Origin of the sequence: Sphingomonas kyeonggiensis, assembly GCF_030812785.1 — a bacterium.
GTDB lineage: Bacteria > Pseudomonadota > Alphaproteobacteria > Sphingomonadales > Sphingomonadaceae > Sphingomonas > Sphingomonas kyeonggiensis_B.
Window position 1 is genome coordinate 570,035 of the sequence record NZ_JAUSTJ010000002.1, and the last position, 21,261, is coordinate 591,295.

Here is a 21,261-nt window from a genome sequence, read left to right on the forward strand (position 1 = left end):
ATGTCCCGCTTGATCGTTGCGTTGATCGTCATTCTCGTCGTCCTGGTCGGCGGCCTGTTCTTCCTCGCGGGCCGCGAGACGAAGAAGGAGCCGGTGCGCATGGAGAAGGTGGTCCCGCTTGAAAATCTCGCGAAGTAAGGGTCGCCACCTCGCCCTTGGCGCGCTGCTGCTCGCCGGGGCGGCGGTGCCCGCGCTGGGGCAGCAGGACAAGCCCGAATCGCTGCTGCCGCCGGGCTTCGACCAGCCCGAGCAGACGCCGGCCCCCGCGCCGCGTCCCGCGCCCGCGCCGGCTGCGACCGCGCCTGCATCGAGCCCGGCGCCCGGTGCCGTGCCGATCCCCAGCGTGCCGGTGCTGGGCGGCGACTCCGCGCTCTCGAACACCGCTTCGGCCGAAGAGACCCTGCCCACCGGCCCGGTCGACCTGTCGCGCTACGAGCTGCCCGATTTCGCCAAGCACTCGCTGAATCGCACCGGCGTGCTCGCCGCGGGCAATGCGCCGTTCCCGGCCAAGGCGTTCGGTGCCACCGATGGCCGCACCCTCGGCGTGCTGATGCAGAGGCTGAGCGCCCCGGTCGCCTCGCGCTGGGTGTCGATCGCGCTGCGCCGCGCGCTGATGTCGCCGCTCGACACGCCGAAGCACATCAACGGTGCCGATTTCGCCGCCGAGCGCGCCTGGCTGCTGCTGCGCATGGGCGAGGCCAATGCCGCCCGCGCGGTGATCAACGATATCGACGTCGACAATTACACCACGCGCCTGCTCCAGGTGGCGATGCAGTCCTCGCTCGCCTCGGCCGATCCGGGCGGGCTGTGCGGGATCGCCGAGCGCGGCAACCAATATGTCCACCAGCGTGGCTGGGCGCTCGCCCGGGCGATGTGCGCGGGACTGGCCGGCAAGCCCAACGAGGCGGGCCAGCTGCTCGACCAGGCGCGCGGCGGCACGCCCGCCAGCGACATCGACAATCTGCTGGCCGAGAAGGTGCTCGGCACCGGCGCGCAGGGCCGCCGCGCGGTCACGCTCGAATGGAGCGGGATCAGCCGGCTGAATGCGTGGCGCTGGGGCCTGGCCACCGCGACCGGACAGGAAGTGCCGGCGTCGCTCTACAACACCGCCGGCCCGCAGGTCCGCTACTGGCAGGCGCTCGCCCCGCAGCTGACGCCGCGCGCCCGCGCCGCCGCCGCCGAGCTCGCCGCCACTGCCGGGGTCTTCTCCAGCGCCGGACTGGTCGACCTCTACAGCGAGATCGCCGAGAGCGAGGACGCGAACAGCACCGAGGGCGGCGTCGCCCGCGACCTGCGCACCGCCTATGTCGATGTCCAGGTTTCCGACCGGCTCAAGGCGATCCAGACGCTGTGGAGCGAGGCGACGACGCCGCGCACCCAATATGCCCGGCTTATCCTCACCGCGCGCGCCGCCTCCTGGATCCCGGCCGATGCCAAGATCGAGGAGCCCGAGAAGCTGATCGCCTCGATGCTCTCCGCCGGCTACGAGGCCAAGGCGATGGAATGGCGCAACGTGGTGCCGCGCGGCAGCGTCGGCTGGGCGCTGCTCGCGCTCGGCGATCCGGTGGCGCAGGGGCCGGTGGCATACGGCGATTTCGACGCGTTCAAGGATGCTGCCGGCCAGCGCCGCGCGCAGCTCGCCTTTGCCGGGCTCGCCGGGCTCGGCCGCTTCGAATCGAGCGATGCGCAGCGCGGTGCCCAGGCGCTGAACGTGGCGATCGGCGCACAGAACGACTGGACCCGCGCGATCGACGCGGCCGGCCGGCGCGGCGATTCGGGCATGGTCGCGCTGCTCGCCGCGGTCGGCATGCAGTCGCGCGTCTGGGACAATGTCGCGCCCGAGGCGCTGTTCCACATCGTGGCGGCGATGCGCGCGGCGGGGATGACCAGCTATGCGCGGATGATCGCCGTGGAGGCGGTCACGCGGTCGGCTTGAGCGCGCTTGGCGGTAGTGCCTCGCAGGGCTCGGCGGGCGACGACCGCGCGCTGATCGAGCGCTTCCTCGAGATGATGCGGGCGGAGGCGGGTGCCGCCGCCAACACCATCGCCGCCTATCAGACCGACCTGCGCCTTGCCTCCGAGTTCCTTGGCGGCGGGCTCGGCGGGGCGGGGCGGTCGGAGCTGGAGCGGCTGGGCGGCGAATGGCAGGCGCTGTCGCGCGCCACCGTCGCGCGCAAGTCGGCGGCGCTGCGGCGCTTCTTCGCCTTTCTTGCCGACGAGAAACTGCGCGCCGACGATCCCAGCGCCGCCCTGCCGCGCCCCGGCACGGCCCGCGCGCTGCCCAAGGTGCTCAGCGTCGAGGATGTCGACCGGATGTTCGCGGCGATTGCCGACCGGATCGCGCGGGTGCCGGCCGATCCCAATGACTTGCGGCTCCAGGCGCTGATCGAGCTGCTTTATGGCTCGGGCCTGCGCGCGACCGAGCTGGTCTCGCTGCCCCGCAACGCCGTGGCACCCGACCGGCCTTACCTGATCCTCAAGGGCAAGGGCGGGCGCGAGCGGCTGGTGCCGATCTCGGACCGCGCGCGCGCCGCCGTCTCCGCCTGGCGCGCGCATGTCGATTCGGGGCGGCCCTTCCTCTTCCCCTCGGGCAAGGGGCATCTCTCGCGTGTGCGGCTCTACCAGCTGGTTCGCGCGCTGGCCGGGGAGGCGGGCATACCGCCCGACCGGGTGAGCCCGCACGTGCTGCGCCACGCCTTCGCCACCCACCTGCTCGAGGGCGGCGCCGACCTGCGCACGCTCCAGGCGATGCTGGGCCATGCCGATATCGCGACGACAGAGATCTACACGCATGTGGACAGCCGCCGCCTGGTCGAGCTGGTCAACCAGCGGCACCCGCTGGGCGAGGCGCTGGGGAAGCATCGGTAACCGTCACCCCCGCGAAAGCGGGGGCCCATCTCCTGCGCGATCGGCAAGCGCGCCGGAGCGATTTTGGGATGGTTCGGGAGATGGGTCCCCGCTTTCGCGGGGATGACGAAGGGGGGAGTCGGGATCGCCCGAACCCACCCGCTCGTTGACGTAGCCCCACGGCAAGGTTAGCCCCCGCACCGATGACCACTTTCCTCGACTTCGAGAAGCCGATCGCCGAGCTTCAGACCCGCATCGACGAGCTGCGCCAGACCGCCGAGGGCGGCGCCGTCGACATCGACGCGGAGATCGCCCCGCTCCAGGCCAAGGCGGAAAAGCTCCTGCGCGACACCTATGCCAAGCTCACGCCCTGGCAGAAGACCCAGGTCGCGCGCCATCCCGAGCGCCCGCACTTCAAGCATTATGTCGCCGGGCTGATCGAGGAGTTCATGCCGCTGGGCGGCGACCGCGCCTTTGCCGACGACAACGCCATCCAGGGCGGCCTGGGCCGTTTCCGCGGGCGCCGCGTCATGGTGATCGGCCATGAGAAGGGCGACGACACCGCCAGCCGCCTCAAGCATAACTTCGGCATGGGCAAGCCCGAGGGCTATCGCAAGGCGATCCGCCTGATGCAGCTCGCCAACAAGTTCAACCTGCCGGTGATCACTTTGGTCGACACCTCGGGCGCCTTCCCGGGCGTGCAGGCCGAGGAGCGCGGCCAGGCCGAGGCGATCGCGCGCTCGACCGAGGCATGCCTCAACCTGGGCGTGCCGCTGGTCGCCTCGATCCTCGGCGAGGGCGGCTCGGGCGGCGCGGTGGCGCTCGCGGCGGGCAACACCGTGCTGATGATGGAGCATGCGGTCTATTCGGTGATCTCGCCCGAAGGCTGCGCCTCGATCCTGTGGCGCACCGCCGACAAGGCGGCCGATGCGGCGGAGGCGATGAAGGTCACCGCGCAGCATCTCAAGGAACTGAAGGTGATCGACCGGATCGTGAGCGAGCCGCTGGGCGGCGCGCACCGCGACCAGGGCGCCGCGGTCCATGCGCTGGGCGATGCGATCGAGGAATCGCTGCGGAAGCTCGACGGCATGTCGCCCGAGAGCCTGCGCCAGGCCCGCCGCGCCAAGTTCCTGGCGATGGGGCGTATCTGAAGGAAGTCGGGGGAACGCGCGGAAGGGCGCTTTCCCGGCCGTAAAGCCCTGGGCCCGCGCTTAGCGGATCGGGGCGCTGTGCTCGGACGCGGCGATGCTCGCACCGAGCATGCCCAGGCCCTGCACGACCGCGAGCACCGCGCAAAGCGCGAGGAATGCGACCACCGCGATCTCGATCGGCGTCACCGCCTTCTTGGAGGATAGCTGCTTCATCCTGTCCTTATAGGACGCAAGGTCTGTACGCCGGCTTAAGCGGGCGGTCCGGCGCGGTTCAGGAAAAATACGAGGTCGTGGATTTCCGGGGGGCGATCCCGGGAGCCCAGGCAAGAAAAAGGGCGGCGGGAACCTGTCCCGCCGCCCGATCTCGTTCGCTTCGTCGGAAGGTCTTAGACCTTCATGCTCGACGAAACGTTGGTGAAGGTCGACTTCAGCGAGTTGCCGAGGCCCTGCATGGCGGCAATCGCGGCGACGGCGATCAGAGCGGCGATCAGGCCGTACTCGATCGCGGTGGCGCCCTTGGAATTCTTCAGGAAGTTGCGGATCTTCATGATCATAACCGGTCTCCAGTGTTCAAAAAACAGCTTCATTCACCCGGCCTCCCCGGAAGACTCCGGTTCGGCGAGTCGAAACTACGATCTGGAAGTAAAGAAACGGCTAAGGGCGAGCGTTACGGCGCCGTAACCAAATCATGACTGAGTCGAGGCCGCCTGCACCTTGTTGGTGACGTTGCCCCACATGCTGGTGGTCTGGTTGGCCACGCTCATCAGGCTGACCATCATCGCGATGACGATGAGGGCGAGGATGAAGCCATATTCCACCGCGGTCGCGGCGCGGCGGTCGTGCATCACTTCACGGATCGCTCGTACAAAGGCTCGCATCTCGGGCACTTCTTCTCCAATGGTGCCCTGAATTTAGCCAAAGAGGCTTAACGAAAAGCTGATGGATGCGTCTGACATGTTGCTCGTGGTCGCTGCCGCACTGATCGACGGGGAGGGCCGCGTGCTCCTCCAGCAGCGCCCGCCGGGCAAGCCGATGGCGGGGCTGTGGGAGTTCCCCGGCGGCAAGATCGAGCCCGGCGAAAGCCCCGAATCCGCCCTGGCGCGCGAGCTGCACGAGGAACTGGGAATAACCCTTAGCGGTGAAGACCTGAGGCCGATCGCCTTTGCCAGCGAGCCCCTGGCCGGCCGCCACCTGCTGCTCCTGCTCTACACGCTGCGCGCCTGGCAGGGCGAACCCCAGGCCCATCACGCGACCGAACTGCGCTGGGTGACCCCGGCCGCGATGCGCGACCTGCCGATGCCGCCGGCGGATGTGCCGCTGGTGGAGGCGCTGGTGGGGGTGGGGTGACGAGAATTGTACCGGCTGGGAGCTAGTCCAGGTCTTCGTCTTCAAGACCGAAGTCTTCAGGCATGCTCTCCACGGCTTTGCGGAAATCCCCATCGTATTCCGGGGCAATCCTGCGGAAAGCATCGCTCAGCATTTTGCGCGTTTCTGGGTCCAGGGCCTGCATATCCGCGCCCATGATCTCTTGAATCCTTACAATTTCATCCGAGTCTATGCTATCTCCGGAGTAGTCTAGTGCAAGGCTGACGTTGGCCAGAACCCGTGCGATTTGATCGATCATCATGGCCGTGACCTTTCTTAAATATTAACATGTATTTAATTATGCGAAACTTCATTAATAATTATAAAGATATTAAATTAAAGATGTAAATATATTATTGAATTTAATTATTTATATTAATAACTTTCCGATAAGCTCTTCAATCTGAAAAAGTATCGTTCGGCCTTCGTCTGTTTTTCCATTCGAATCATTTTGGTCATGTTCAAAAAGAACTTTGGCTCGTAGGGAGAGGTTGGTGAGGACGTTGTAGTGGTCTTCGCCAATTTTTGTTCTCACAGCGTCGAATCCCAATGTTAGTTGCAGGAATCGGTTATTAAGATCTCGATTCGGAAAAGATGGGTCGGTGAATGTGGGAGCCGAAAGTACCATTGACCCCAGTAGATCATAAATTTCACCTAGGGTTCCGGGAACATAGAGGTCAGAGGCATTCTCCAAATTAGAATTGTTCATCTTTTGTTCTCCATGCGAGGGATTGCATAGGTATGCCCTCGGCCAAGTTGGCTTGGTCGAAGGATGATTACTAATGTTGGGCGAAAATCAGTTGCAAAGAAACCTTTCACCTGAGGGGTTGCTGGGCCTTTTGCGGTCAGACTGGTGTCGATGACAAGATCATAGATTCTGACATCGGGAATGCGGTAGGTTCGATCGGTGCCGGAATTATCGTATTCCCGCGAATTTACGCGGACAGGTCCCTTGCCATTCCAATTGATACCCAGAACGTTATAACGTTCCCGCAATGCCTCGCGCACTTCCCGATCGACATAATTTCCGAGAGCCTCTTGAGAAGAAAGTTGGCGCGGTAATTTGCCTGCCTGTAATAGTCTCATTCCTTGGTTATAAGCACGATCAGCTCGCTCCTGCATAAAGCGTAATGTTTCTACTTGGAGGGGCCTGGGGTCACCTTTTATGCGTAGATATGTTTCGGCGCGTTTCATTCTAAGGAAGTTTAATTGATAAATCTGGCCTTCGAAAGTAGTTGCTAGCCCAGAATCTTGGAATTGATAATTTGGATCAAGGGATTTTATCTGGGATATATAAGTATTTAGCCACCTTCCAGCTAGTTCGGTCGTTACTTGCTGGCCTGGCCCGAGAAGGTTGAAGAAGTTATCGGCAACGGCGATGATCGCACCTCCAGGCTTATTCCAGATTCCTGGGAAAATCTGCTGAATCGTCATTGGGTCGTAGAATGCGCGTATGTTACTCCCGCGCCCACCACCACCGCGAGATGGTCCTCCCTTGCCAATAAATTGGTGGCTGCTCGTCGCAGTTAATTCGATAGTCCTGCTAATGTGGGTATTTTCTGCGGTCGCACCGGCCGCGTCAGATTCGGGTTTAGTGTTATTGGTCGCGCTATATGTGGTGAATGCGCGATCCAAATTTACTCTTGCGGCCTTGCCCGCTTGACGAGGGCCTCCAGGCGCAAATGTGAATTGCCCGTTCCGAGGATCGTGCCACGGATTGAACTTTACCTCGACGCTTTGGGCGACTTCGGCGCGCGGCCATCGCCCGGTCCGTAGCCAAACCGAAAACGCCGTCCGTCGATCCTTCGTTGGAGTGTTCATTGCGTCGCCCTTCGTCAATGCGACGGGAACATTTCAAGAACATTTTCCAACAATACAAGTGCAGTTCGCTCCGAACCGGAGCTAGATCTCGTGCGGAAAGTCGCGACTGGTCTTCACTGCTTCCCCCGCAAAGCCTCCGCCAGCGACACCGTAGCGCTCCCGCGCCGCGCCGGCCGGGGCTGCGACTCGTCCGGTGCCCACCCCGTCAGGTAGACGATCTCGAAGCGCTCGGCGGTCTTGCCGTCCGGGTCGGCGCGCTCGGCAAAGCCCTCCGCTGCCCGGGCCAGGGTGCCGCGGGTCAGGGGCGGGGTGCCCGGCAGCAGGTTGGTCGCCGCCATGCCGCGCAGGTCGCTCAGCAGCGAGAAGATGCTCGAATAGCGCACGGTCAGCGGATCGACATCGGCCACCGGCAGCGCGAAGCCGGCGCGGCTGAGCAGGTCGCCGGCGGCGCGCACGTCGATCTGGGGGTGGAAGCGCGCCACCGGGCGCTCGCCCTCGGCCTTGAGGAACACGCTGCGCAGGGTCGCCAGCGTGCCCGCGCCGAGGAAGGCGCCGAGGAACAGCCCGTCGGGGCGCAGCGCGCGGCGGGCCAGGGCGAGGGCGCCCGGCACGTCGTTGACCTGGTCGAGCACGCCGATGCTCACCACCAGGTCAAAGCTCGCCTCGGGGAAGGGGTGGCGGTCCTCGTCGGCATGGACGCCGCCGGCCTGCGCCGCGAAGGCCGCGCCCGCGTCGATCCGGGTGATGGCGGTGCCGGGCAGGTCGAAGCCGCCGCCGAAGCTGCCCAGGTCGAGCACGTCGCGGAAGTCGCGCTTCACGCCGACCAGCCGGTCGTGGATCCCCTCGAGCATGTGCTCGCGGACAAAGCCCTCGTAGCGGCGGGCGGCGCGGTCGCGACGCTTGCGGCGCAGCGCGCGGTCGAAGATCTCGGCGGAATCACTCGGTCCATTCTGGGGCATGGCGCGCTTGTGCGCCCGCGTGCCGCCGGGGACAAGGCGGGGATGGCGTGGAATCTGCCCCTTGCGCGTCCGCTGGCATGGCCGGTTGCCCGGCCGCTCGGGCGAATCGCCGACCTGGCGCTGCCGCCGCGCTGCCCGGGCTGCGGCGCGATCACGCCCGCCGACCATCGCTTCTGCGCCGCCTGCTGGGGGAGCCTGGCGTTCCTCGGCCCGCCCTGGTGCGCGGCCTGCCATGTGCCGTTCGGGCATGACCGGGGGGAGGGCGCGTGCTGCGCCGCCTGCATCGCCGCGCCGCCGCCGCATGACGGGATCCGCGCCGCGGTGGCCTATGGCGAAGTGGCGCGCGGGGTGGCGCTCAAGCTCAAATATGCCGGGCGGCTCGCCTGTGCCGAGACGATGGCGCGGGCGATGGCGCGGCTGATGCCGGCGGAGGCGGAGCTGCTGGTGCCGGTGCCGCTGTATCGCTGGCGGCTGTGGTCGCGCGGGTTCAACCAGTCGGTGCTGATCGGCGCGGCGCTGTCGCGGGCGCACGGCGTGCCGCTCGAGGCGGAGCTGCTGCGCCGGGTGAAGGCGACGCCGGTGCTGCGCGGGCTCGGCGCGCGAGCGCGGGCCAGGGCGGTGGCGGGCGCCTTCGCGCTGGCGCCGGGTGGGCGGGAGAGACTGGCGGGGCGGACGGTGGTGCTGGTCGACGACGTCCATACCAGCGGCGCGACCGGGGATGCCTGCGCGCGGCTGCTCAAGCGGGGCGGGGCGGCGAAAGTGATCCTTCTGTGCTGGGCGCGCGTTCTGGACAGCGAGGAAAGCCCGGATTGACAAGCGACCCGGGCGACCACAGGTGTACGCTGCAATGCCCAAGATCGAAATCTACACCAAGGCGTTCTGCCCCTATTGCTACCGCGCCAAGGCGCTGCTCGACGGCAAGCACGCCGAATATGAGGAGATCGACATCTCGATGGGCGGCCCGCGCCGCGCCGAGATGATCGACCGTGCGCATGGCCGCACCACGGTTCCCCAGGTCTTCATCGCCGGCAAGCATATCGGCGGGTCCGACGATCTCGCGGCGCTCGATGCCCGCGGCGGGCTCGATCCGCTGCTCGCCGCCTGAGGGCGGGTCCGGTGCGATGATCGTCTTCGACCTCAAATGCGGCCAGGGCCATGTCTTCGAGGCATGGTTCGGATCGAGCGCGGCCTGGGAAGGCCAGCGTGCGGCCGGGCTGGTCGCCTGCCCGATGTGCGGCAGCGCCGAGGTGGAGAAGGCGGTGATGGCGCCGAATGTCGGGGCGAAGGGCAACCAGGCCCCAGCCGTGGCGACCCCTGCTGCTTCGGGCGACGCACCGGTTCCGCCGGAAGCGATCAAGGCCGCCATCGCCGCGCTCGCCGCCGCCCAGGCCCGGGCGCTGGAGGGCTCGCAATGGGTCGGCACCGGCTTTGCCGACAAGGCACGGGCGATGCACCTGGGCGAGGCGCCCGCCGCCCCGATCCATGGCCAGACCAGCGCGGCCGAGGCAAAGGCGCTGATCGAGGAAGGCGTACCCGTCGCGCCGCTGCCCCTGCCGGTGGTGCCGCCCGAGGCGTGCAACTGAGCAGCCACCCCTAACTTACGTTCATTGCGCGGACATTCCGGCAGCGTAATCATGCGCCAGCCGGATACGCGTCATTGCGGGTCCGGGGATGAAGAGGGGACCATCCATGACGCCGTTGCACCTGATCCTGCCCGTCGCCGCGCTGCTCTCGGCCTCCGCCGTGCCGATGCAGCAGAGCTGGCAGCGCTACACGCAGCCGACCAATCTCTCCGCCGAACTGCCCGGCGAGCCCGAGCGCGTCGATGTCCGCAACGAGGCGATCAAGAGCCGGGTGATCCAGCTCAACCATACCGGCCGCGACGCGAACGGCGACTTCCGGTCCTTCTATTTCCTCCAGGTGGTGATCGCCGACCAGCCGTTCGACGTCGACGCGAAGATCGCCGGGGACATTGCCGAGGCGAAGGGCGGCGGCGATGCGGCGGTGGGCAAGACCTTCGTCAGCCAGCGCGCGCTCAAGCCGTCCGAGATGCCGCTGCCCGGCATGCGCGGCACCGAGCTGGTCTACACCTATAGCGGCTTCGGCTCGGACGGGAACCAGATCGAGACCTCGCGCAACATGTATGTCGGCAACAAATGGCTGTCGGTCTCGGTCCGCCATTTCGAGAAGGACAAGAGCTGGCCGAAGGAGCGCTTCTTCAATTCGGTTACCTGGCGGCCTTGAGGGGTGGGGTGCCCTCAATGATTGAAACTGGTACGCTAAATCTTCCTGTATCTAACAATATACTTTGAATCCATATCGGGGATGTCAAATGATGGTATGTTATTGCTGTCAAGGACAAATATATATATCGGCTGATCCATGATCTGAACTTTACAATCACCGTGAGATGAAATTCTTATATCTTTTTCGGCATATATTGTGGGCTGAAGTTTAATGCGGATATATTTATATTTGACCTCTTCGTCTCCGGCTATGATCTTGTCGGTTTTAATTCTTATATTTGGGCATCCTTTTGATGCATAGATACCTTGAATGTTGCTACTGTCCAGGGCGGTAGGGGAGCAGCTGACTAGGAGCCATGGGGAGGCAATCGCAGCGACGACCCTGATCATCTCCGACCTCTTTTGCACCAAAAGATCGTAGTATCGCTGAATGTCGCTGAAAAGCCTCCTTTCAGCCAGACGGGCCCGACCGATGCCGAAGCACTTCCGCCCGTAATATTTCCATCCAAGCCAACGCTAACCGAACCAGATGGACCACCGAAGTTGCCCTGGTTTGGGAGGGAGATACTGACGCCATCAGCCCACCCTACAAAAGCTGCCAATGAAGAATATCGTCCATAGGCAGGGGCTACGCCGACGTCGACACCTGCGCTGAAGCCCCCGGTTACGAAATAGCCCGTATCTCCGGATCTAAGATTCTTAAAGAAGCCCACACTTCCATTTAACCCGAGCGCAACCGCCATCGATGCATTTACGCTCCCCGTTTCGATTTCTCCAGGCTGTCGGACTACATCCCAGCAGGGGTCGGAGACTTCAGTTTTTTGAGGCTCCTCGGGTGCGCTAGCTCCCTTCCCAGGCCCTCTGCCACCGCCGCCCGTGCTGCCCAAAGAGGCAAAGGGGCTCCGGCGGGCATCGGGCTGACAATAATAGTGCTGATAAGGTGTGCCCTCGGCGGTGACTCTGCGAGTCGTTCTTGGTGGGCATTTGACAACGGTTGCAACGATGGTTGCATCCTGTAAGCCAAAAAAATCAAAAAAGTTTATGGGATCATTGCCAACGTAATTGTACCAATTCATCCCATATTCATATCCTATGGGATCAGATTGAAAAAATCTTCCAAGAGTTGGTGAATATGTTCGGGATTTGTAATTATATGCTCCAACATCACTAAGCCAAGTCTGGCCAGTGTATTGGAATCTTCCGGTATTATTGATTCCCGGTATTCCAAATTCATCATAGGTATTGATACTGGTTGCGCCTGTCCCATTGGTCCGCGCAATGATCGAACCACGCTCGTCGGAGGTCAGCCAAGTCTTGCTACCGGCAGAGTCATATTCAACCAAGGGTTCATCGGCTGCAGGGCCAAAGATGTAGCGCTTCTGCAGCACTCCCGAGGCGTTAACCTCCGCCGCGAGTTGCACGCCGTCATAATACATGCGCGTCGCACCGCTCACGCCATACTGCGCCAGGCGGCCCAGCGCGTCATAGTTGAACGACACGCCGCCTGGGGCGGTCTTCATCAGGTTGTCCGGCCAATAGCTGTAGCTCGACCCACCCGACGTCGCGAGGTTGCCGCGGGCGTCATAGGTGAAGGCGGTGCTGCCGGCGCTGTTATACTGGTTCAGGCCGTTGGATACGTGCCCGCGATTGACATTGGTCGCGCCATTCCATGCATAGGCGTCGTTCGAGCGCGTCGTCGAAGTGATCTGGTTCGCGGCGTTATAGATATAACCAAGCGTGACGTTGGCGCTTGAGCCCGCCAGGGTCAGCGAGGTCAGCCTCGAGATATTGTCATAGCCATAGGTGGTCGAGGTGCCGTTGCCGCGCGACAGCGTGTTGCGCCGGCCGAGCGAGTCATAGGTGTAGGTCACCAGCGCCGTCCCGCCATTCTCGCGGATCGCGTTCACCTCGCCCGTCGCCGAATAGTCGTAGGTGACGTAGAAGCTGTCCGGCCAGGTCGCCCTGGTCCGGCGTCCGGCCAGGTCATATTGGTAGTTCATCGTGCCATAGGGCTGCGCGTCCTGGGTCCGGCGGCCCAGCGCGTCATAGGTGAAGCTCGTGTTGAACCCGCCCGATCGCGTCGCCTGGGTCAGGCGCCCGAGCAGGTCGTAGCTGTATCCCTGGTCCGCGTCGCTGCCCGGCGCGTCCTCGGAAACCAGGCGGGCGAGGCCGTCATAGCCGAACTGCACGACCTGGGTGCTGTCCGCCGCATAGCCCCGCAGGCGGCGCTGGGTGAGGTCGCCCTGCGCGTTGTAGACCAGTTCCTCATAGTCGGTGGTCGAGCTGGTCGCCGCGCCCTTGGTCGCGACCGGGTAGCGGGTCTTCACCAGCCGGTCGAAACCGTCATATTGATAGGTCGTCCGGTTGGACTCCCCGTCGGTGACCGTCTCGACCTGGCCATTATTGGTATAGGTGGCAGCCACATCCGTGGCGACACCCGTGGTGCCATAGCCGCTCTGCACGCTCGTGACCTGCCCGGCATAGTCGTAATTGTTCTTGGTGATCCGATCGGGCCCGTCGGCGGTCATGGTTGCCGGCGTGCAGGCGGACGCGGGATTCGACGCCAGGTTCGCGGCGTTCATGCGGATGGCGGTGCAGTCGAGGCGCCCGGCGATGTCGTAGGAATATTGGGTCACGGCGCGGCGGGCGGGGCCGCCGTGCACATCCTCCTGGGTGGGCCTTCCATAGACATCGAAGGTAGTCGAGGTCGACTGGCTCGGGGAGAAGGCAGCCCAGGCGGCATCCGTCTGGCCGTTGACCGTGCCCAGCTGGACACTGGAGGTCTGGCCATCGGCCGAATAGACATAGCGCACCGCGCGGTTGGGCAATGCGCCGGCGCCGTCGGGATCCGGCGAAATCACGCCGACGAGCTGCTGCTCCGCATCATAGCGATAGCGCGTCGTGTCCGCGCTGCCCGGCAGCGGGCCGTCCACGGTCTCGACATTGCCGAAAACGTCATAGGTCACCGCGCTGGTCGCGGTCAGCGAGCCGTTGCCGGCGCCTTGCGAGACCGATGTGGCGAGCAGGTTGTTGGCCACGCCCGGCGTGCCATAGGTGACCGTGGTCAGGACCTCGTCGGCGGTGCCGGCACAGGTGGAACCGGTCTGGCAGGTCGAGCTGCCGGTCTGGCGATAGACCGCGCTCGGCGCCGCGGTGAGCGTGCCGGCGGTGTTCTTGTAATAGGCCGTCAGCGCCGTGTAGCTGTTGCGCACTTGGGGACGGGGCGCGCCCGAAGTCGGCGCCGGGGCGGTGGCGGTCAGCAGGCCGCCATGGGTCGCGTCATAGGTATAGTCGGTGACCCCGCCGCGAATGTCCGTGGTCGAATTGGGCTGGTTGCAGGTCTTCGGGTTGCTGCAGGTCGCATCATAGCTGGCGGAGCTGGTGAGGTTGGCAAGGCCGGACCCCGACTTCGCGACCTGTACCGTCTGGGTGACGTTGCCGCGTCCGTCATAGGTCAGCTGGGTATAGTTGCCCTCGGGCATCGTGACGCGCTCGACGCGGCCGAGCCCGGCTGCGTCATAGGTATAGCTGGTGGTGCGACCGAGCTCGTTGGTGAAGGAGAGCACCCGCTTGATGTTGAGGTCCGAGACATAGGTCTTCGATCCGCCCAGCGGCTGGGTCACCACGGTGGTGCGCTGCGAGCCGCTGTCGGAATAGGTATATCCCCAGCTGCCGCCGCCACGGCTCAGCGTCATTACCCGGCCGTTGCCGTCATAGGACACCGAGAAATCCGGGTTGGTCACGCCCGGCCGCTGCACGCTGATCACGCCCGATGCGCCCGAGGTGATGGTCGTGGTGTTCGACAGGCGATCGATGATGGTGCTAGTCTGGATCCCGCCGCTGGTCGTCGTGCCGAGCGTCAGCTCGGGCCAGGACTGGGTGAGGGAGGCGCACGCATTGGCTGCGGGGTCGCAGCTGTCGACCGTGTTGTTGATCGCCGTCACCTTGATCAGGCGCGTCCAGTCGTCGTTCGGCGTGCCGTTGGTGTTCCAGGTGTTGCTCGCGTAGGTGGCCTTGAGCGTGTAGCCGAGGTTGCTCGTGATGCCCTGCACGCGTCCGGCGCCCAGGACCTGGACGCAATTGAGCTGGGGGTCGCACTGGAAGCGCCCGTTGTTGCGCAGCCAGGAATAGGTCAGGATCTCGCCATCGGGCTTGGTGATCGTGCTGACCCGCGCCGTGACGGTGGGAATCGTATTTCCGAGTGCCTTCGAGAACACCATCTCGGTGCCGTCGCGTCCGGTATATTTGTAGATGTTGGTTGCGCTGTCGAAGGTGAAGAAGGAGCCGTCGCCGTCGGTGGACTCCCACCGGTTCGCGATGGAGGCGTTCGGCGTGAAGCGCTTCAGATTGCCGAAGAGCACCATGTTGATGTTGGAGCCCGACAAGGTGAACTGCACGGTGAAGGCGTCATAATATTCGCCGCCGGCCCAGCCCGATGCATAGGTCAGCCCGCCTTCTCCCGGACGGCCGGCCGTGATCGACACGACCGGCGCGTTCATCTTGCCGCTGATCACGTCCACGCCGTTTTCGTCCGGCGCCTGGCGCTCCTTGTTTCCAAGCAGCAGCTGGGCATGCGCCGCAGGAACGGACAGGGCGGCGACGGAGGTGGCGGTGATGAGGGCGCGCAACAGGGCGGCGCGCGTCGAAGAGGTGCGCATCGGGAATCTCCGGATGAACCGAGGAAATGGGGAAGGGGCCCGGGTGGGGCCGGAAGCGACGGTGCTTAGGGAGCGCCCGTCACGTTGACGTTCACCCGGTTGTCCGCCTTGTCGTAGCTGTAGTTGGCGACAACATTGTTGTTGACGCTTCCCGAATGCTCGACCTTCACGAGCCTGCCGTGCACATCATAGCTGTAGTTCACGGTCTCGTTCATCACGGGCGGAGACGCCGTTGCCGAGAGCGCAGCCAGGCCAAGGACAATGGCTGCGGCGGGTAAAGCCAATTGTTTCAGATAACGCACTGGTCCCCCTTTGACCTTCCCCGGCTGCGACCAACGGGCAGGGGGTCGGAAGATCGAAGAGATGATTATTCCAATTTGTTTCTCAATCATGTCCAGACTCGGGTGAAGATCGGAATGGTTCAAATAAACCGCGAAGGGATGCGGGCTTGCCGCTTCGCTTGTTCGCGATTGACCGGAAAGGCGCGGAAACCTAGGGCTTCCACCGAGTGCCTCCGTAGCTCAGCAGGATAGAGCGACGGTTTCCTAAACCGCAGGTCGTGAGTTCGAATCTCGCCGGGGGCACCATTTTAGGCCATCCCGCCCGCCATCGCGCCGCATTTCGCGATCAGCGCCCTTGCGGCTGCATGTCATAAACCTGTAACGCGCACCCCTGTCCCGACGGAGCCGTTGCCATTCGCCAGATTGCCGCCTTGCCCTATCGTACCGAGGGCACCACGATCGATGCGCCCGTGCGCGTCCTGCTGGTGACCTCGCGCGAGACGGGCCGATGGGTGATTCCCAAGGGCAATCCGCCCAGCGGCATCACCCTGCACAGCGCCGCCGCGCTCGAGGCGAAGGAGGAGGCGGGCGTGCTCGGCCTCGTCTGCCCGACGCCGCTCGGCACCTATCGCTATCGCAAGAAGCGCCCCAACGGCGCCTCGCTGATGTTCGATGTCGAGGTCTTTCCCCTCGCGGTCAGCGCCGAGCTGTCGTCGTGGAAGGAGCAGTCGCAGCGTGAGCGCCGCTGGTTCAGCCTCGCCGAGGCCGCCGACGCGGTCGACGAGGAGGATTTGCGCGACCTCATCCGTTCCTTCGGCCCGTCCGAGTTCAAGGCAGCCACCCAGCGCATCGGCATCCTCGCCGCTGTCGCCGAAAAATCGAAAGTGAAATCCATGTTCGCCTGGTTCCAGCGCCTCCTGCCCAAGACGGGCAATTTCTTCGAATTGTTCGAGGCGCATGCAGTCACCGTCGCGGCGGGCGCCGAGGCGCTGTCCCGCCTGGTGCAGGACGGCAACCGCGACCATGTCCTCGAAGTGATCGAGCGCGAGCATGATGCCGACGAGATCATCCGCGAGATGCTGCGCACCGTGCGCGAGACCTTCCTGACGCCGTTCGACCGCGGCGCGATCACCTCGCTGATCGGCTCGATGGACGATGCGATCGACGAGATGCAGGCCGCCGTCCAGGCGATCGACCTGTACGAGGTCGCCAAGTTCGAGCGCGAGATGCAGGACATGGTGGCGATCATCGTCGATGCCTCGCGCCTCGTCGTCGAGGCGATGCCGCTGCTGCGCGACGTCGGCCGCAACGCCGCGCGCCTGCACGAGCTCACCGAGCGGCTGGTCCGCATGGAAAGCCATGCCGACGAGATCCACCGCGACGGCCTGAAGCGCGCCTTCAAGGAGCTCGGCCCGGTCGACGCGCTCAGCTTCTCGGTCCAGCGCGAGATCTACAAGCATCTCGAGCGGATCGTCGATGCGTTCGAGGATGTCGCGAACGAGATCGATGGCATCGTCATCGACCACGCCTGATCGAGGCCCAGAGCGATGCACGAACTCGCCCTCCCGCTGCTCATCGGCCTGATCATCGTCGCGCTGGCGTTCGATTTCCTCAACGGCCTGCATGACGCCGCCAACTCGATCGCCACCGTGGTGGCGACGCGGCTGCTCAAGCCGGTCCACGCCGTCGCCTTCGCGGCGGTGTTCAACTTCGCCGCCTATTTCCTCACCATCGCCTTCCCGGCGCTGCACAAGGTGGCGGACACGATCGGCCAGGGGCTGATCGACAAGAACTTCGTCACCCCCGCGGTCGTGTTCGGCGCGCTGATCGGCGCGATGTTCTGGAACGTCGTCACCTGGCTCAAGGGCATTCCGTCCTCGTCCAGCCACGCGCTCGTCGGCGGAATGATCGGATCGGGCGTCGCGCATGCCGGGCTCACCGGCGTGAAATGGACCGGCCTCAACAAGACGCTGATCGCCATCGTGCTTTCCCCGACGATCGGCATGATCCTGGCGATGCTGGTGATGCTGGTCACCTCCTGGCTGTTCATGCGCGCCAATTCGCGCACCGCCGAGCGCAGCTTCCGCACCCTGCACCTGATCTCCTCGGGCGCCTATTCGCTGAGCCACGGCCTCAACGATGCGCAGAAGACGATGGGGATCATCACCGTGCTGCTCTATTCGACCGGCTATCTGCACGGCGAGTTCCACGTGCCGCACTGGGTGGCGATCTCCTGCTACATCGCGATCGCCTTGGGCACGCTGAGCGGCGGCTGGAAGATCATCGAGACGATGGGCAGCCGCATCACCAAGCTCTCGCAGCACCAGGGCTTCAGCGCCTCGCTGGCCGGCTCGATCGTGCTGTTCACCGCCTCGGCGCTCGGCATCCCGGTCTCGACCACCCATACCATCACCGGCGCGGTGATCGGCGCGGGCACGGCGCGGCGCGCCTCGGCGGTGCGCTGGGGCGTGGCGGGCAACGTCATCACCGCCTGGATCATCACCATCCCCGCCTCGGCGGCGGTGGGGGCCTTGTTCTACGCATTGACCCTGTTGTTCTGATTTGCACCAACTAGACCGTCATCCCCGCGAAGGCGGGGATCCAGGGTGGCAGAGCGATGTCCCTTGTGGCTCTGGATCCCCGCCTTCGCGGGGATGACGAAGGAAAGCTTTTCCGGGGCGATGCAGAGGGCAGGGCGCCCTCCGCCTCAATGCAGCGCGAGCGTGCGCGACAGCAGCGTCTCGGTGATCACGCCGAACCGGGCCGGCTCGCCGAATGCGCGGGCGGACAGCATCGCGCCATAGACCGCCGACATGAACGCGTCCGCCTCTTCCGCTGGTGAGCGGACCAGCGTCACGCTGCCCTGGCGCACGCCCAGCGCGAGCAATTGCGCCAGCCAGCTCGTCAGCTCGGCGAAATGCGCGCGCACCGACACCGCGACATCCTCGGGCAGGCTTGGCAGCTCGGCGGCGAGCATCGCGGCGACGCAGAAGGGCGCGCTGTTGTCGAGGATGCAGCGCTCCCAATAGAGCGCATAGGCGCGCAGCTGCGCGCTAGCATCGGGCTCGGCCTGGGCCAGCGCCTCCACCTGTGCGTGGATCAGCGAGCGCGAATGGTCCACCACCGCCTTGGCCAGGTCGCTCTTGCCGGCGAAATGGTGATGGATGCTCGCCTTTCGGATGCCGATCGCCTCGGCGATGTCGGCATAGCTGAACCCGTTATACCCGCGCGTCATGATCAGGTGCCGCGCCTGGTCGATGATCTGCTCGGCCGTGCTTCGTGTCATTTTCCTACCTTCCAATAGGTAGGTATTCGCTTGCGGCGTGCGCGGCAAGGGGCTACCAGCCTACCAACTGGAAGGTAGATTGAAGGATTCGCAAATGTCCCATGTCATCGAGCAGGGTGCCGCCACCGCCGCGCCGCAGGTTTCCGCGGGCGAGGCCATCCGGCTCCGCAACTATTATCTGCTGCGCGCGCTCGTCTCGGCGGTGTGGGTGGCTGCCGCCTTCACCGTCGGCAAGGATCTCGGCTGGGTCGCCGCGCTGCTCCTGATCGTCTATCCGGCCTGGGACGCGTTCGCGAACCTGATCGACGCGGCCGGCAGCGGCGGGCTGGCGCGCAACCGCACCCAGGCGCTCAACACCCTGGTCAGCCTCGCCACCGCGCTGGCGGTCGCCGTGCGGATCGGCGACATGCACGCAGTCCTCGCCATCTATGGCGGCTGGGCGATCTTCGCCGGCCTGCTCCAGCTCGGCACCGGGGTGCGGCGCTGGAAGGCTTACGGCGCGCAATGGGCAATGGTGCTGAGCGGCGCGCAATCGGCGCTGGCCGGCGGCTTCTTCATCTCGCGCTCGCTGGGATCGCATTTGCCGGGCATCACCGACATCGCGCCCTATGCCGCATTCGGCGCCTTCTATTTCCTGGTCTCGACGCTCTGGCTGACCTTCAGCCGCAAGGGCTAAGCCGAAAGGGGCGAGGCGTCAGGGCGTGAGCCGGACGACCTCGCCATCTTCCTTGGTGAACTGCTCCGGCTGGCGCTCGAGCAGCGACAGCACCACCTCGGACGGGCGGCACAGCTTCGCCCCCTTCGGCGTCACCACGATGGGGCGGTTCACCAGGATCGGATGCGCCAGCATCGCCTCGACGATCTCCGCGTCCGGCGTTGCGGGATCGAGCAGGCCCAGCTCCGCTGCGGGCGTGCCCTTCTCGCGCAACAGGTCGCGGGGGGCGACGCCCAGCGCAGCCAGCAGCTCCTGCAGCAGCGCGCGTGTCCATCCCGCCTTGCGATATTCGACGATGGTGGGCGCGTAACCGGCGGCTTCGATAATTGCCAGCGCGTTGCGCGAGGTTCCGCAGTCCGGATTGTGATAGATGGTGATCGGAAAATCGTCGGTCATTCCGAGGCTTCCTTGCTGAACAGCCAGCCGAAGAACGCGACGGCCGTGACGGTGCCGGCGATCTGCCCGGCGATGAAGAGCGGGACGGAGGCCGGTGCGATGCCGGCAAAGGTATTGGAAAGGCTGCGCGCCACCGTCGCCGCCGGATTGGCGAAGGAGGTCGAGGCAGTGAACCAATAGGCGGCGGTAATGTACAGGCCGACCGCGACGGGCGTGAATTCGGGGCGGGATCGCTGCGTGCCCAATATCGTCCCGATCAGGCCGAAGGTCGCGACGAACTCCGCGAAGCCCTGGGACGGCCCGTCGCGCAATTTGGTCGAGACCTGCAGCAGCGTCTCGGCGAACATGAGATGCGCGGCCCATATGCCGGTCACCGCGCCAAGGAACTGCGCGCCAGCATAGCGGATCGCGGCGGGGCGCTCGATCTCGCCGCGCATCCAGAAGGCCAGGGTCACCGCCGGGTTGAAATGCGCGCCGGATACCGGACCGAACATGTGGATCAGCACGACCAGCCCCGCGCCGGTCGCGATCGTGTTGCCGAGCAGGGCAATCGCGTCGTTTCCGGCGGCGAGGCGCTCGCCCATGATGCCGGATCCCACGACGATGGCGAGCAGGAGCGCCGATCCCATGGTCTCGGCGACGAGGCGGCGCATCATGGCTGCGGGCAGCAGCCCTGCGCGATCTCGGCGAGCGGCGCGCAGATTTCCGGTTGTCCCGCGCAGCAATCGGCGACGAGGAAGCCGAGCAGGTCGCGCATGCCGTCATAATCGGCGGAGTAGCGGACCGAGCGGCCTTCGCGCCGCGATCGGATCAGTCCGGCATGGCCCAGGATGGTGAGGTGCGTCGAAAGCGTATTGGGCAATACGCCGATCTCCCGCGCGATCTCGCCGGCCGGCACGCCGTCTGCACCCGCTCGCACCAGCAGGCGGAAAACGGCGAGCCGATGGCCATGGGCGAGGGCGGACAGCGCCTCGACGGCAGCCGGAATCTGCATCAGCAGCACGCCTTGGCGGGCGCGGGAGTGGGGCAGCAGGCGCCGGCGCTGGGCTCGGGCAGCACTTCGTCCTCGCCATAGGCGGTCGAATCGCCATGGGTGAAGAAGGTTTCCCAGCGGACGCCCGCCGTGTCGGTCACCCAGGACTTGTCCGATCGCGCATAGCAGCAGGTCGTGGCGTCCTGGTCGAACGTCGCCGACCCGGCCGCCTTCAATCGCGTCGCAAGCGCGGTGAGGTCGCCCACATTGTCCACCTGCACGCCGACATGGTCGATACCGGTGGCGCGGGCGCGCGAGGAGATGGCCAGGTTCACGCGCGGATCGTCCAGCATCCATTTCGCGTAATCGTCCTTCACCACCACGGGCGGCGCGTCGAAGAGCGTGCTGTAGAAGGCGATGGCATCCTCGATCGAGGGGACGCTGATGTGAAGATGTAGCCGCTTCATCCCGGACCTCCTTGCTTCGATATTTCGAATATCGTCGAAATATCGATTCGGCAAGGCGGGATGGGTGTGGGTGCCTTGGGCTCGAAAACCGGCTTT

The 21,261-nt window shown here is 64.9% G+C and carries 27 protein-coding genes and 1 tRNA gene; 13 read left to right on the forward strand and 15 right to left on the reverse strand.

Annotation, left to right across the window (positions count from 1 at the left end):
* From J2W22_RS12040 to J2W22_RS12055, 4 genes are all read left to right on the forward strand, one after another.
* On the forward strand, window positions 1-138 hold the full coding sequence (locus tag J2W22_RS12040) for a hypothetical protein (RefSeq protein ID WP_183994400.1): 138 nt from the start codon (window positions 1-3) through the stop codon (window positions 136-138).
* Entirely contained in the window at window positions 119-1,936 is a 1,818-nt protein-coding gene (locus J2W22_RS12045; protein WP_307118496.1) for a hypothetical protein, read from the forward strand. The genes J2W22_RS12040 and J2W22_RS12045 overlap by 20 nt, the downstream gene beginning before the upstream one ends.
* Window positions 1,933-2,868, forward strand: a complete 936-nt coding sequence (locus tag J2W22_RS12050) for a tyrosine-type recombinase/integrase (RefSeq protein ID WP_307118497.1) — start codon at window positions 1,933-1,935, stop codon at window positions 2,866-2,868. The genes J2W22_RS12045 and J2W22_RS12050 overlap by 4 nt, the downstream gene beginning before the upstream one ends.
* Before the next feature lie 182 nt (window positions 2,869-3,050).
* A complete protein-coding gene (locus tag J2W22_RS12055) occupies window positions 3,051-3,998 on the forward strand; it encodes an acetyl-CoA carboxylase carboxyltransferase subunit alpha (protein ID WP_307118498.1) in 948 nt (315 codons plus the stop codon).
* Between the two features lie 60 nt (window positions 3,999-4,058).
* On the opposite strand, the gene J2W22_RS12060 is transcribed toward J2W22_RS12055, so the two are convergent.
* The 3 genes from J2W22_RS12060 to J2W22_RS12070 form a co-directional block, all read right to left on the reverse strand.
* Window positions 4,059-4,211: a hypothetical protein gene (locus J2W22_RS12060; protein WP_307118499.1), complete on the reverse strand. Its 153-nt coding sequence runs from the start codon at window positions 4,209-4,211 to the stop codon at window positions 4,059-4,061.
* 173 nt (window positions 4,212-4,384) lie between these two features.
* Window positions 4,385-4,552 carry a Flp family type IVb pilin gene (locus J2W22_RS12065; RefSeq protein WP_444875416.1) on the reverse strand — a complete coding sequence of 56 codons (168 nt, stop codon included), beginning with the start codon at window positions 4,550-4,552 and terminating at the stop codon, window positions 4,385-4,387.
* A gap of 132 nt (window positions 4,553-4,684) precedes the next feature.
* On the reverse strand, window positions 4,685-4,876 hold the full coding sequence (locus tag J2W22_RS12070) for a Flp family type IVb pilin (protein ID WP_307119572.1): 192 nt from the start codon (window positions 4,874-4,876) through the stop codon (window positions 4,685-4,687).
* 61 nt (window positions 4,877-4,937) lie between these two features.
* Here J2W22_RS12070 and J2W22_RS12075 point away from each other — a divergent pair, with 61 nt between their 5' ends.
* On the forward strand, window positions 4,938-5,345 hold the full coding sequence (locus J2W22_RS12075) for a (deoxy)nucleoside triphosphate pyrophosphohydrolase (protein WP_307118500.1): 408 nt from the start codon (window positions 4,938-4,940) through the stop codon (window positions 5,343-5,345).
* Window positions 5,346-5,367: 22 nt separating this feature from the next.
* Here the strand turns inward: J2W22_RS12075 and J2W22_RS12080 are convergent, their stop codons facing one another.
* The 4 genes from J2W22_RS12080 to J2W22_RS12095 all read right to left on the reverse strand — a co-directional run bounded on the left by J2W22_RS12080 (window position 5,368) and on the right by J2W22_RS12095 (window position 8,143).
* Entirely contained in the window at window positions 5,368-5,625 is a 258-nt protein-coding gene (locus J2W22_RS12080) for a hypothetical protein (protein ID WP_307118501.1), read from the reverse strand.
* Between the two features lie 108 nt (window positions 5,626-5,733).
* The gene (locus J2W22_RS12085; RefSeq protein WP_307118502.1) at window positions 5,734-6,072 is read right to left on the reverse strand and encodes a hypothetical protein; all 339 of its coding nucleotides are present in this window, start codon (window positions 6,070-6,072) and stop codon (window positions 5,734-5,736) included.
* Complete coding sequence (locus J2W22_RS12090; protein WP_307118503.1) at window positions 6,069-6,998, reverse strand: hypothetical protein; 930 nt, start codon at window positions 6,996-6,998, stop codon at window positions 6,069-6,071. The genes J2W22_RS12085 and J2W22_RS12090 overlap by 4 nt, the downstream gene beginning before the upstream one ends.
* Before the next feature lie 299 nt (window positions 6,999-7,297).
* Window positions 7,298-8,143 (reverse strand): methyltransferase domain-containing protein, encoded by an 846-nt coding sequence (locus J2W22_RS12095; protein WP_307118504.1) that lies wholly within the window; start codon window positions 8,141-8,143, stop codon window positions 7,298-7,300.
* A 42-nt stretch (window positions 8,144-8,185) separates the two neighbouring features.
* On the opposite strand from J2W22_RS12095, the gene J2W22_RS12100 reads away from it, so the two are divergent.
* The 4 genes from J2W22_RS12100 (at window position 8,186) to J2W22_RS12115 (ending at window position 10,387) form a co-directional block, all read left to right on the forward strand.
* Window positions 8,186-8,956, forward strand: coding sequence for a ComF family protein (locus J2W22_RS12100; protein WP_307119573.1), 771 nt, complete (start codon window positions 8,186-8,188; stop codon window positions 8,954-8,956).
* A 34-nt stretch (window positions 8,957-8,990) separates the two neighbouring features.
* Complete coding sequence (grxC, locus tag J2W22_RS12105; RefSeq protein WP_307118505.1) at window positions 8,991-9,248, forward strand: glutaredoxin 3; 258 nt, start codon at window positions 8,991-8,993, stop codon at window positions 9,246-9,248.
* A gap of 16 nt (window positions 9,249-9,264) precedes the next feature.
* Window positions 9,265-9,726, forward strand: a complete 462-nt coding sequence (locus J2W22_RS12110) for a DUF1178 family protein (protein ID WP_307118506.1) — start codon at window positions 9,265-9,267, stop codon at window positions 9,724-9,726.
* A gap of 106 nt (window positions 9,727-9,832) precedes the next feature.
* Window positions 9,833-10,387 carry a hypothetical protein gene (locus J2W22_RS12115; protein WP_307118507.1) on the forward strand — a complete coding sequence of 185 codons (555 nt, stop codon included), beginning with the start codon at window positions 9,833-9,835 and terminating at the stop codon, window positions 10,385-10,387.
* A gap of 35 nt (window positions 10,388-10,422) precedes the next feature.
* Here J2W22_RS12115 and J2W22_RS12120 read toward each other — a convergent pair whose 3' ends face one another.
* From J2W22_RS12120 to J2W22_RS12130, 3 genes are all read right to left on the reverse strand, one after another.
* On the reverse strand, window positions 10,423-10,779 hold the full coding sequence (locus J2W22_RS12120) for a hypothetical protein (RefSeq protein WP_307118508.1): 357 nt from the start codon (window positions 10,777-10,779) through the stop codon (window positions 10,423-10,425).
* On the reverse strand, window positions 10,776-15,047 hold the full coding sequence (locus J2W22_RS12125) for an RHS repeat domain-containing protein (protein ID WP_307118509.1): 4,272 nt from the start codon (window positions 15,045-15,047) through the stop codon (window positions 10,776-10,778). The genes J2W22_RS12120 and J2W22_RS12125 overlap by 4 nt, the downstream gene beginning before the upstream one ends.
* 65 nt (window positions 15,048-15,112) lie before the next feature.
* A complete protein-coding gene (locus tag J2W22_RS12130) occupies window positions 15,113-15,262 on the reverse strand; it encodes a hypothetical protein (RefSeq protein WP_307118510.1) in 150 nt (49 codons plus the stop codon).
* 295 nt (window positions 15,263-15,557) lie between these two features.
* On the opposite strand from J2W22_RS12130, the gene J2W22_RS12135 reads away from it, so the two are divergent.
* From J2W22_RS12135 to J2W22_RS12145, 3 genes are all read left to right on the forward strand, one after another.
* Window positions 15,558-15,634, forward strand: a tRNA-Arg gene (locus tag J2W22_RS12135).
* Between the two features lie 125 nt (window positions 15,635-15,759).
* On the forward strand, window positions 15,760-16,860 hold the full coding sequence (locus J2W22_RS12140) for a DUF47 family protein (protein ID WP_307118511.1): 1,101 nt from the start codon (window positions 15,760-15,762) through the stop codon (window positions 16,858-16,860).
* 15 nt (window positions 16,861-16,875) lie between these two features.
* Window positions 16,876-17,889 (forward strand): inorganic phosphate transporter, encoded by a 1,014-nt coding sequence (locus tag J2W22_RS12145; protein WP_307118512.1) that lies wholly within the window; start codon window positions 16,876-16,878, stop codon window positions 17,887-17,889.
* Window positions 17,890-18,035: 146 nt separating this feature from the next.
* Here the strand turns inward: J2W22_RS12145 and J2W22_RS12150 are convergent, their stop codons facing one another.
* Entirely contained in the window at window positions 18,036-18,614 is a 579-nt protein-coding gene (locus tag J2W22_RS12150; RefSeq protein ID WP_307118513.1) for a TetR/AcrR family transcriptional regulator, read from the reverse strand.
* 94 nt (window positions 18,615-18,708) lie between these two features.
* Between J2W22_RS12150 and J2W22_RS12155 the strand changes: the two genes are divergently transcribed.
* A complete protein-coding gene (locus tag J2W22_RS12155) occupies window positions 18,709-19,290 on the forward strand; it encodes a DUF308 domain-containing protein (RefSeq protein WP_307118514.1) in 582 nt (193 codons plus the stop codon).
* An 18-nt stretch (window positions 19,291-19,308) separates the two neighbouring features.
* Here J2W22_RS12155 and arsC read toward each other — a convergent pair whose 3' ends face one another.
* From arsC to J2W22_RS12175, 4 genes are read right to left on the reverse strand one after another with little or no spacing between them, the layout of a single operon-like run.
* Window positions 19,309-19,725, reverse strand: a complete 417-nt coding sequence (arsC, locus tag J2W22_RS12160) for an arsenate reductase (glutaredoxin) (RefSeq protein ID WP_307118515.1) — start codon at window positions 19,723-19,725, stop codon at window positions 19,309-19,311.
* The gene (locus J2W22_RS12165; protein ID WP_307118516.1) at window positions 19,722-20,381 is read right to left on the reverse strand and encodes an MIP/aquaporin family protein; all 660 of its coding nucleotides are present in this window, start codon (window positions 20,379-20,381) and stop codon (window positions 19,722-19,724) included. Before J2W22_RS12165 ends, arsC begins: the two co-directional genes overlap by 4 nt.
* The gene (locus J2W22_RS12170) at window positions 20,378-20,719 is read right to left on the reverse strand and encodes an ArsR/SmtB family transcription factor (protein ID WP_307118517.1); all 342 of its coding nucleotides are present in this window, start codon (window positions 20,717-20,719) and stop codon (window positions 20,378-20,380) included. The genes J2W22_RS12165 and J2W22_RS12170 overlap by 4 nt, the downstream gene beginning before the upstream one ends.
* A complete protein-coding gene (locus J2W22_RS12175) occupies window positions 20,719-21,165 on the reverse strand; it encodes an ArsI/CadI family heavy metal resistance metalloenzyme (RefSeq protein ID WP_307118518.1) in 447 nt (148 codons plus the stop codon). The genes J2W22_RS12170 and J2W22_RS12175 overlap by 1 nt, the downstream gene beginning before the upstream one ends.
* Window positions 21,166-21,261: the final 96 nt, after the last annotated feature.

What these genes read in the sequence shown, in the direction of transcription:
- J2W22_RS12150 (WP_307118513.1), bottom strand. Translation starts at nt 18,614, where the DNA reads ATGACACGAAGCACGGCCGAGCAGATCATCGACCAGGCGCGGCACCTG.
- J2W22_RS12130 (WP_307118510.1), bottom strand. Translation starts at nt 15,262, where the DNA reads ATGAACGAGACCGTGAACTACAGCTATGATGTGCACGGCAGGCTCGTG.
- grxC (WP_307118505.1), top strand. Translation starts at nt 8,991, where the DNA reads ATGCCCAAGATCGAAATCTACACCAAGGCGTTCTGCCCCTATTGCTAC.
- J2W22_RS12115 (WP_307118507.1), top strand. Translation starts at nt 9,833, where the DNA reads ATGACGCCGTTGCACCTGATCCTGCCCGTCGCCGCGCTGCTCTCGGCC.
- J2W22_RS12125 (WP_307118509.1), bottom strand. Translation starts at nt 15,047, where the DNA reads ATGCGCACCTCTTCGACGCGCGCCGCCCTGTTGCGCGCCCTCATCACC.
- J2W22_RS12070 (WP_307119572.1), bottom strand. Translation starts at nt 4,876, where the DNA reads ATGCGAGCCTTTGTACGAGCGATCCGTGAAGTGATGCACGACCGCCGC.
- J2W22_RS12155 (WP_307118514.1), top strand. Translation starts at nt 18,709, where the DNA reads ATGTCCCATGTCATCGAGCAGGGTGCCGCCACCGCCGCGCCGCAGGTT.
- J2W22_RS12110 (WP_307118506.1), top strand. Translation starts at nt 9,265, where the DNA reads ATGATCGTCTTCGACCTCAAATGCGGCCAGGGCCATGTCTTCGAGGCA.
- arsC (WP_307118515.1), bottom strand. Translation starts at nt 19,725, where the DNA reads ATGACCGACGATTTTCCGATCACCATCTATCACAATCCGGACTGCGGA.
- J2W22_RS12065 (WP_444875416.1), bottom strand. Translation starts at nt 4,552, where the DNA reads ATGATCATGAAGATCCGCAACTTCCTGAAGAATTCCAAGGGCGCCACC.
- J2W22_RS12170 (WP_307118517.1), bottom strand. Translation starts at nt 20,719, where the DNA reads ATGCAGATTCCGGCTGCCGTCGAGGCGCTGTCCGCCCTCGCCCATGGC.
- J2W22_RS12075 (WP_307118500.1), top strand. Translation starts at nt 4,938, where the DNA reads ATGGATGCGTCTGACATGTTGCTCGTGGTCGCTGCCGCACTGATCGAC.
- J2W22_RS12080 (WP_307118501.1), bottom strand. Translation starts at nt 5,625, where the DNA reads ATGATGATCGATCAAATCGCACGGGTTCTGGCCAACGTCAGCCTTGCA.
- J2W22_RS12165 (WP_307118516.1), bottom strand. Translation starts at nt 20,381, where the DNA reads ATGATGCGCCGCCTCGTCGCCGAGACCATGGGATCGGCGCTCCTGCTC.
- J2W22_RS12095 (WP_307118504.1), bottom strand. Translation starts at nt 8,143, where the DNA reads ATGCCCCAGAATGGACCGAGTGATTCCGCCGAGATCTTCGACCGCGCG.
- J2W22_RS12175 (WP_307118518.1), bottom strand. Translation starts at nt 21,165, where the DNA reads ATGAAGCGGCTACATCTTCACATCAGCGTCCCCTCGATCGAGGATGCC.
- J2W22_RS12060 (WP_307118499.1), bottom strand. Translation starts at nt 4,211, where the DNA reads ATGAAGCAGCTATCCTCCAAGAAGGCGGTGACGCCGATCGAGATCGCG.
- J2W22_RS12100 (WP_307119573.1), top strand. Translation starts at nt 8,186, where the DNA reads ATGGCGTGGAATCTGCCCCTTGCGCGTCCGCTGGCATGGCCGGTTGCC.
- J2W22_RS12055 (WP_307118498.1), top strand. Translation starts at nt 3,051, where the DNA reads ATGACCACTTTCCTCGACTTCGAGAAGCCGATCGCCGAGCTTCAGACC.
- J2W22_RS12120 (WP_307118508.1), bottom strand. Translation starts at nt 10,779, where the DNA reads ATGATCAGGGTCGTCGCTGCGATTGCCTCCCCATGGCTCCTAGTCAGC.
- J2W22_RS12040 (WP_183994400.1), top strand. Translation starts at nt 1, where the DNA reads ATGTCCCGCTTGATCGTTGCGTTGATCGTCATTCTCGTCGTCCTGGTC.
- J2W22_RS12085 (WP_307118502.1), bottom strand. Translation starts at nt 6,072, where the DNA reads ATGAACAATTCTAATTTGGAGAATGCCTCTGACCTCTATGTTCCCGGA.
- J2W22_RS12145 (WP_307118512.1), top strand. Translation starts at nt 16,876, where the DNA reads ATGCACGAACTCGCCCTCCCGCTGCTCATCGGCCTGATCATCGTCGCG.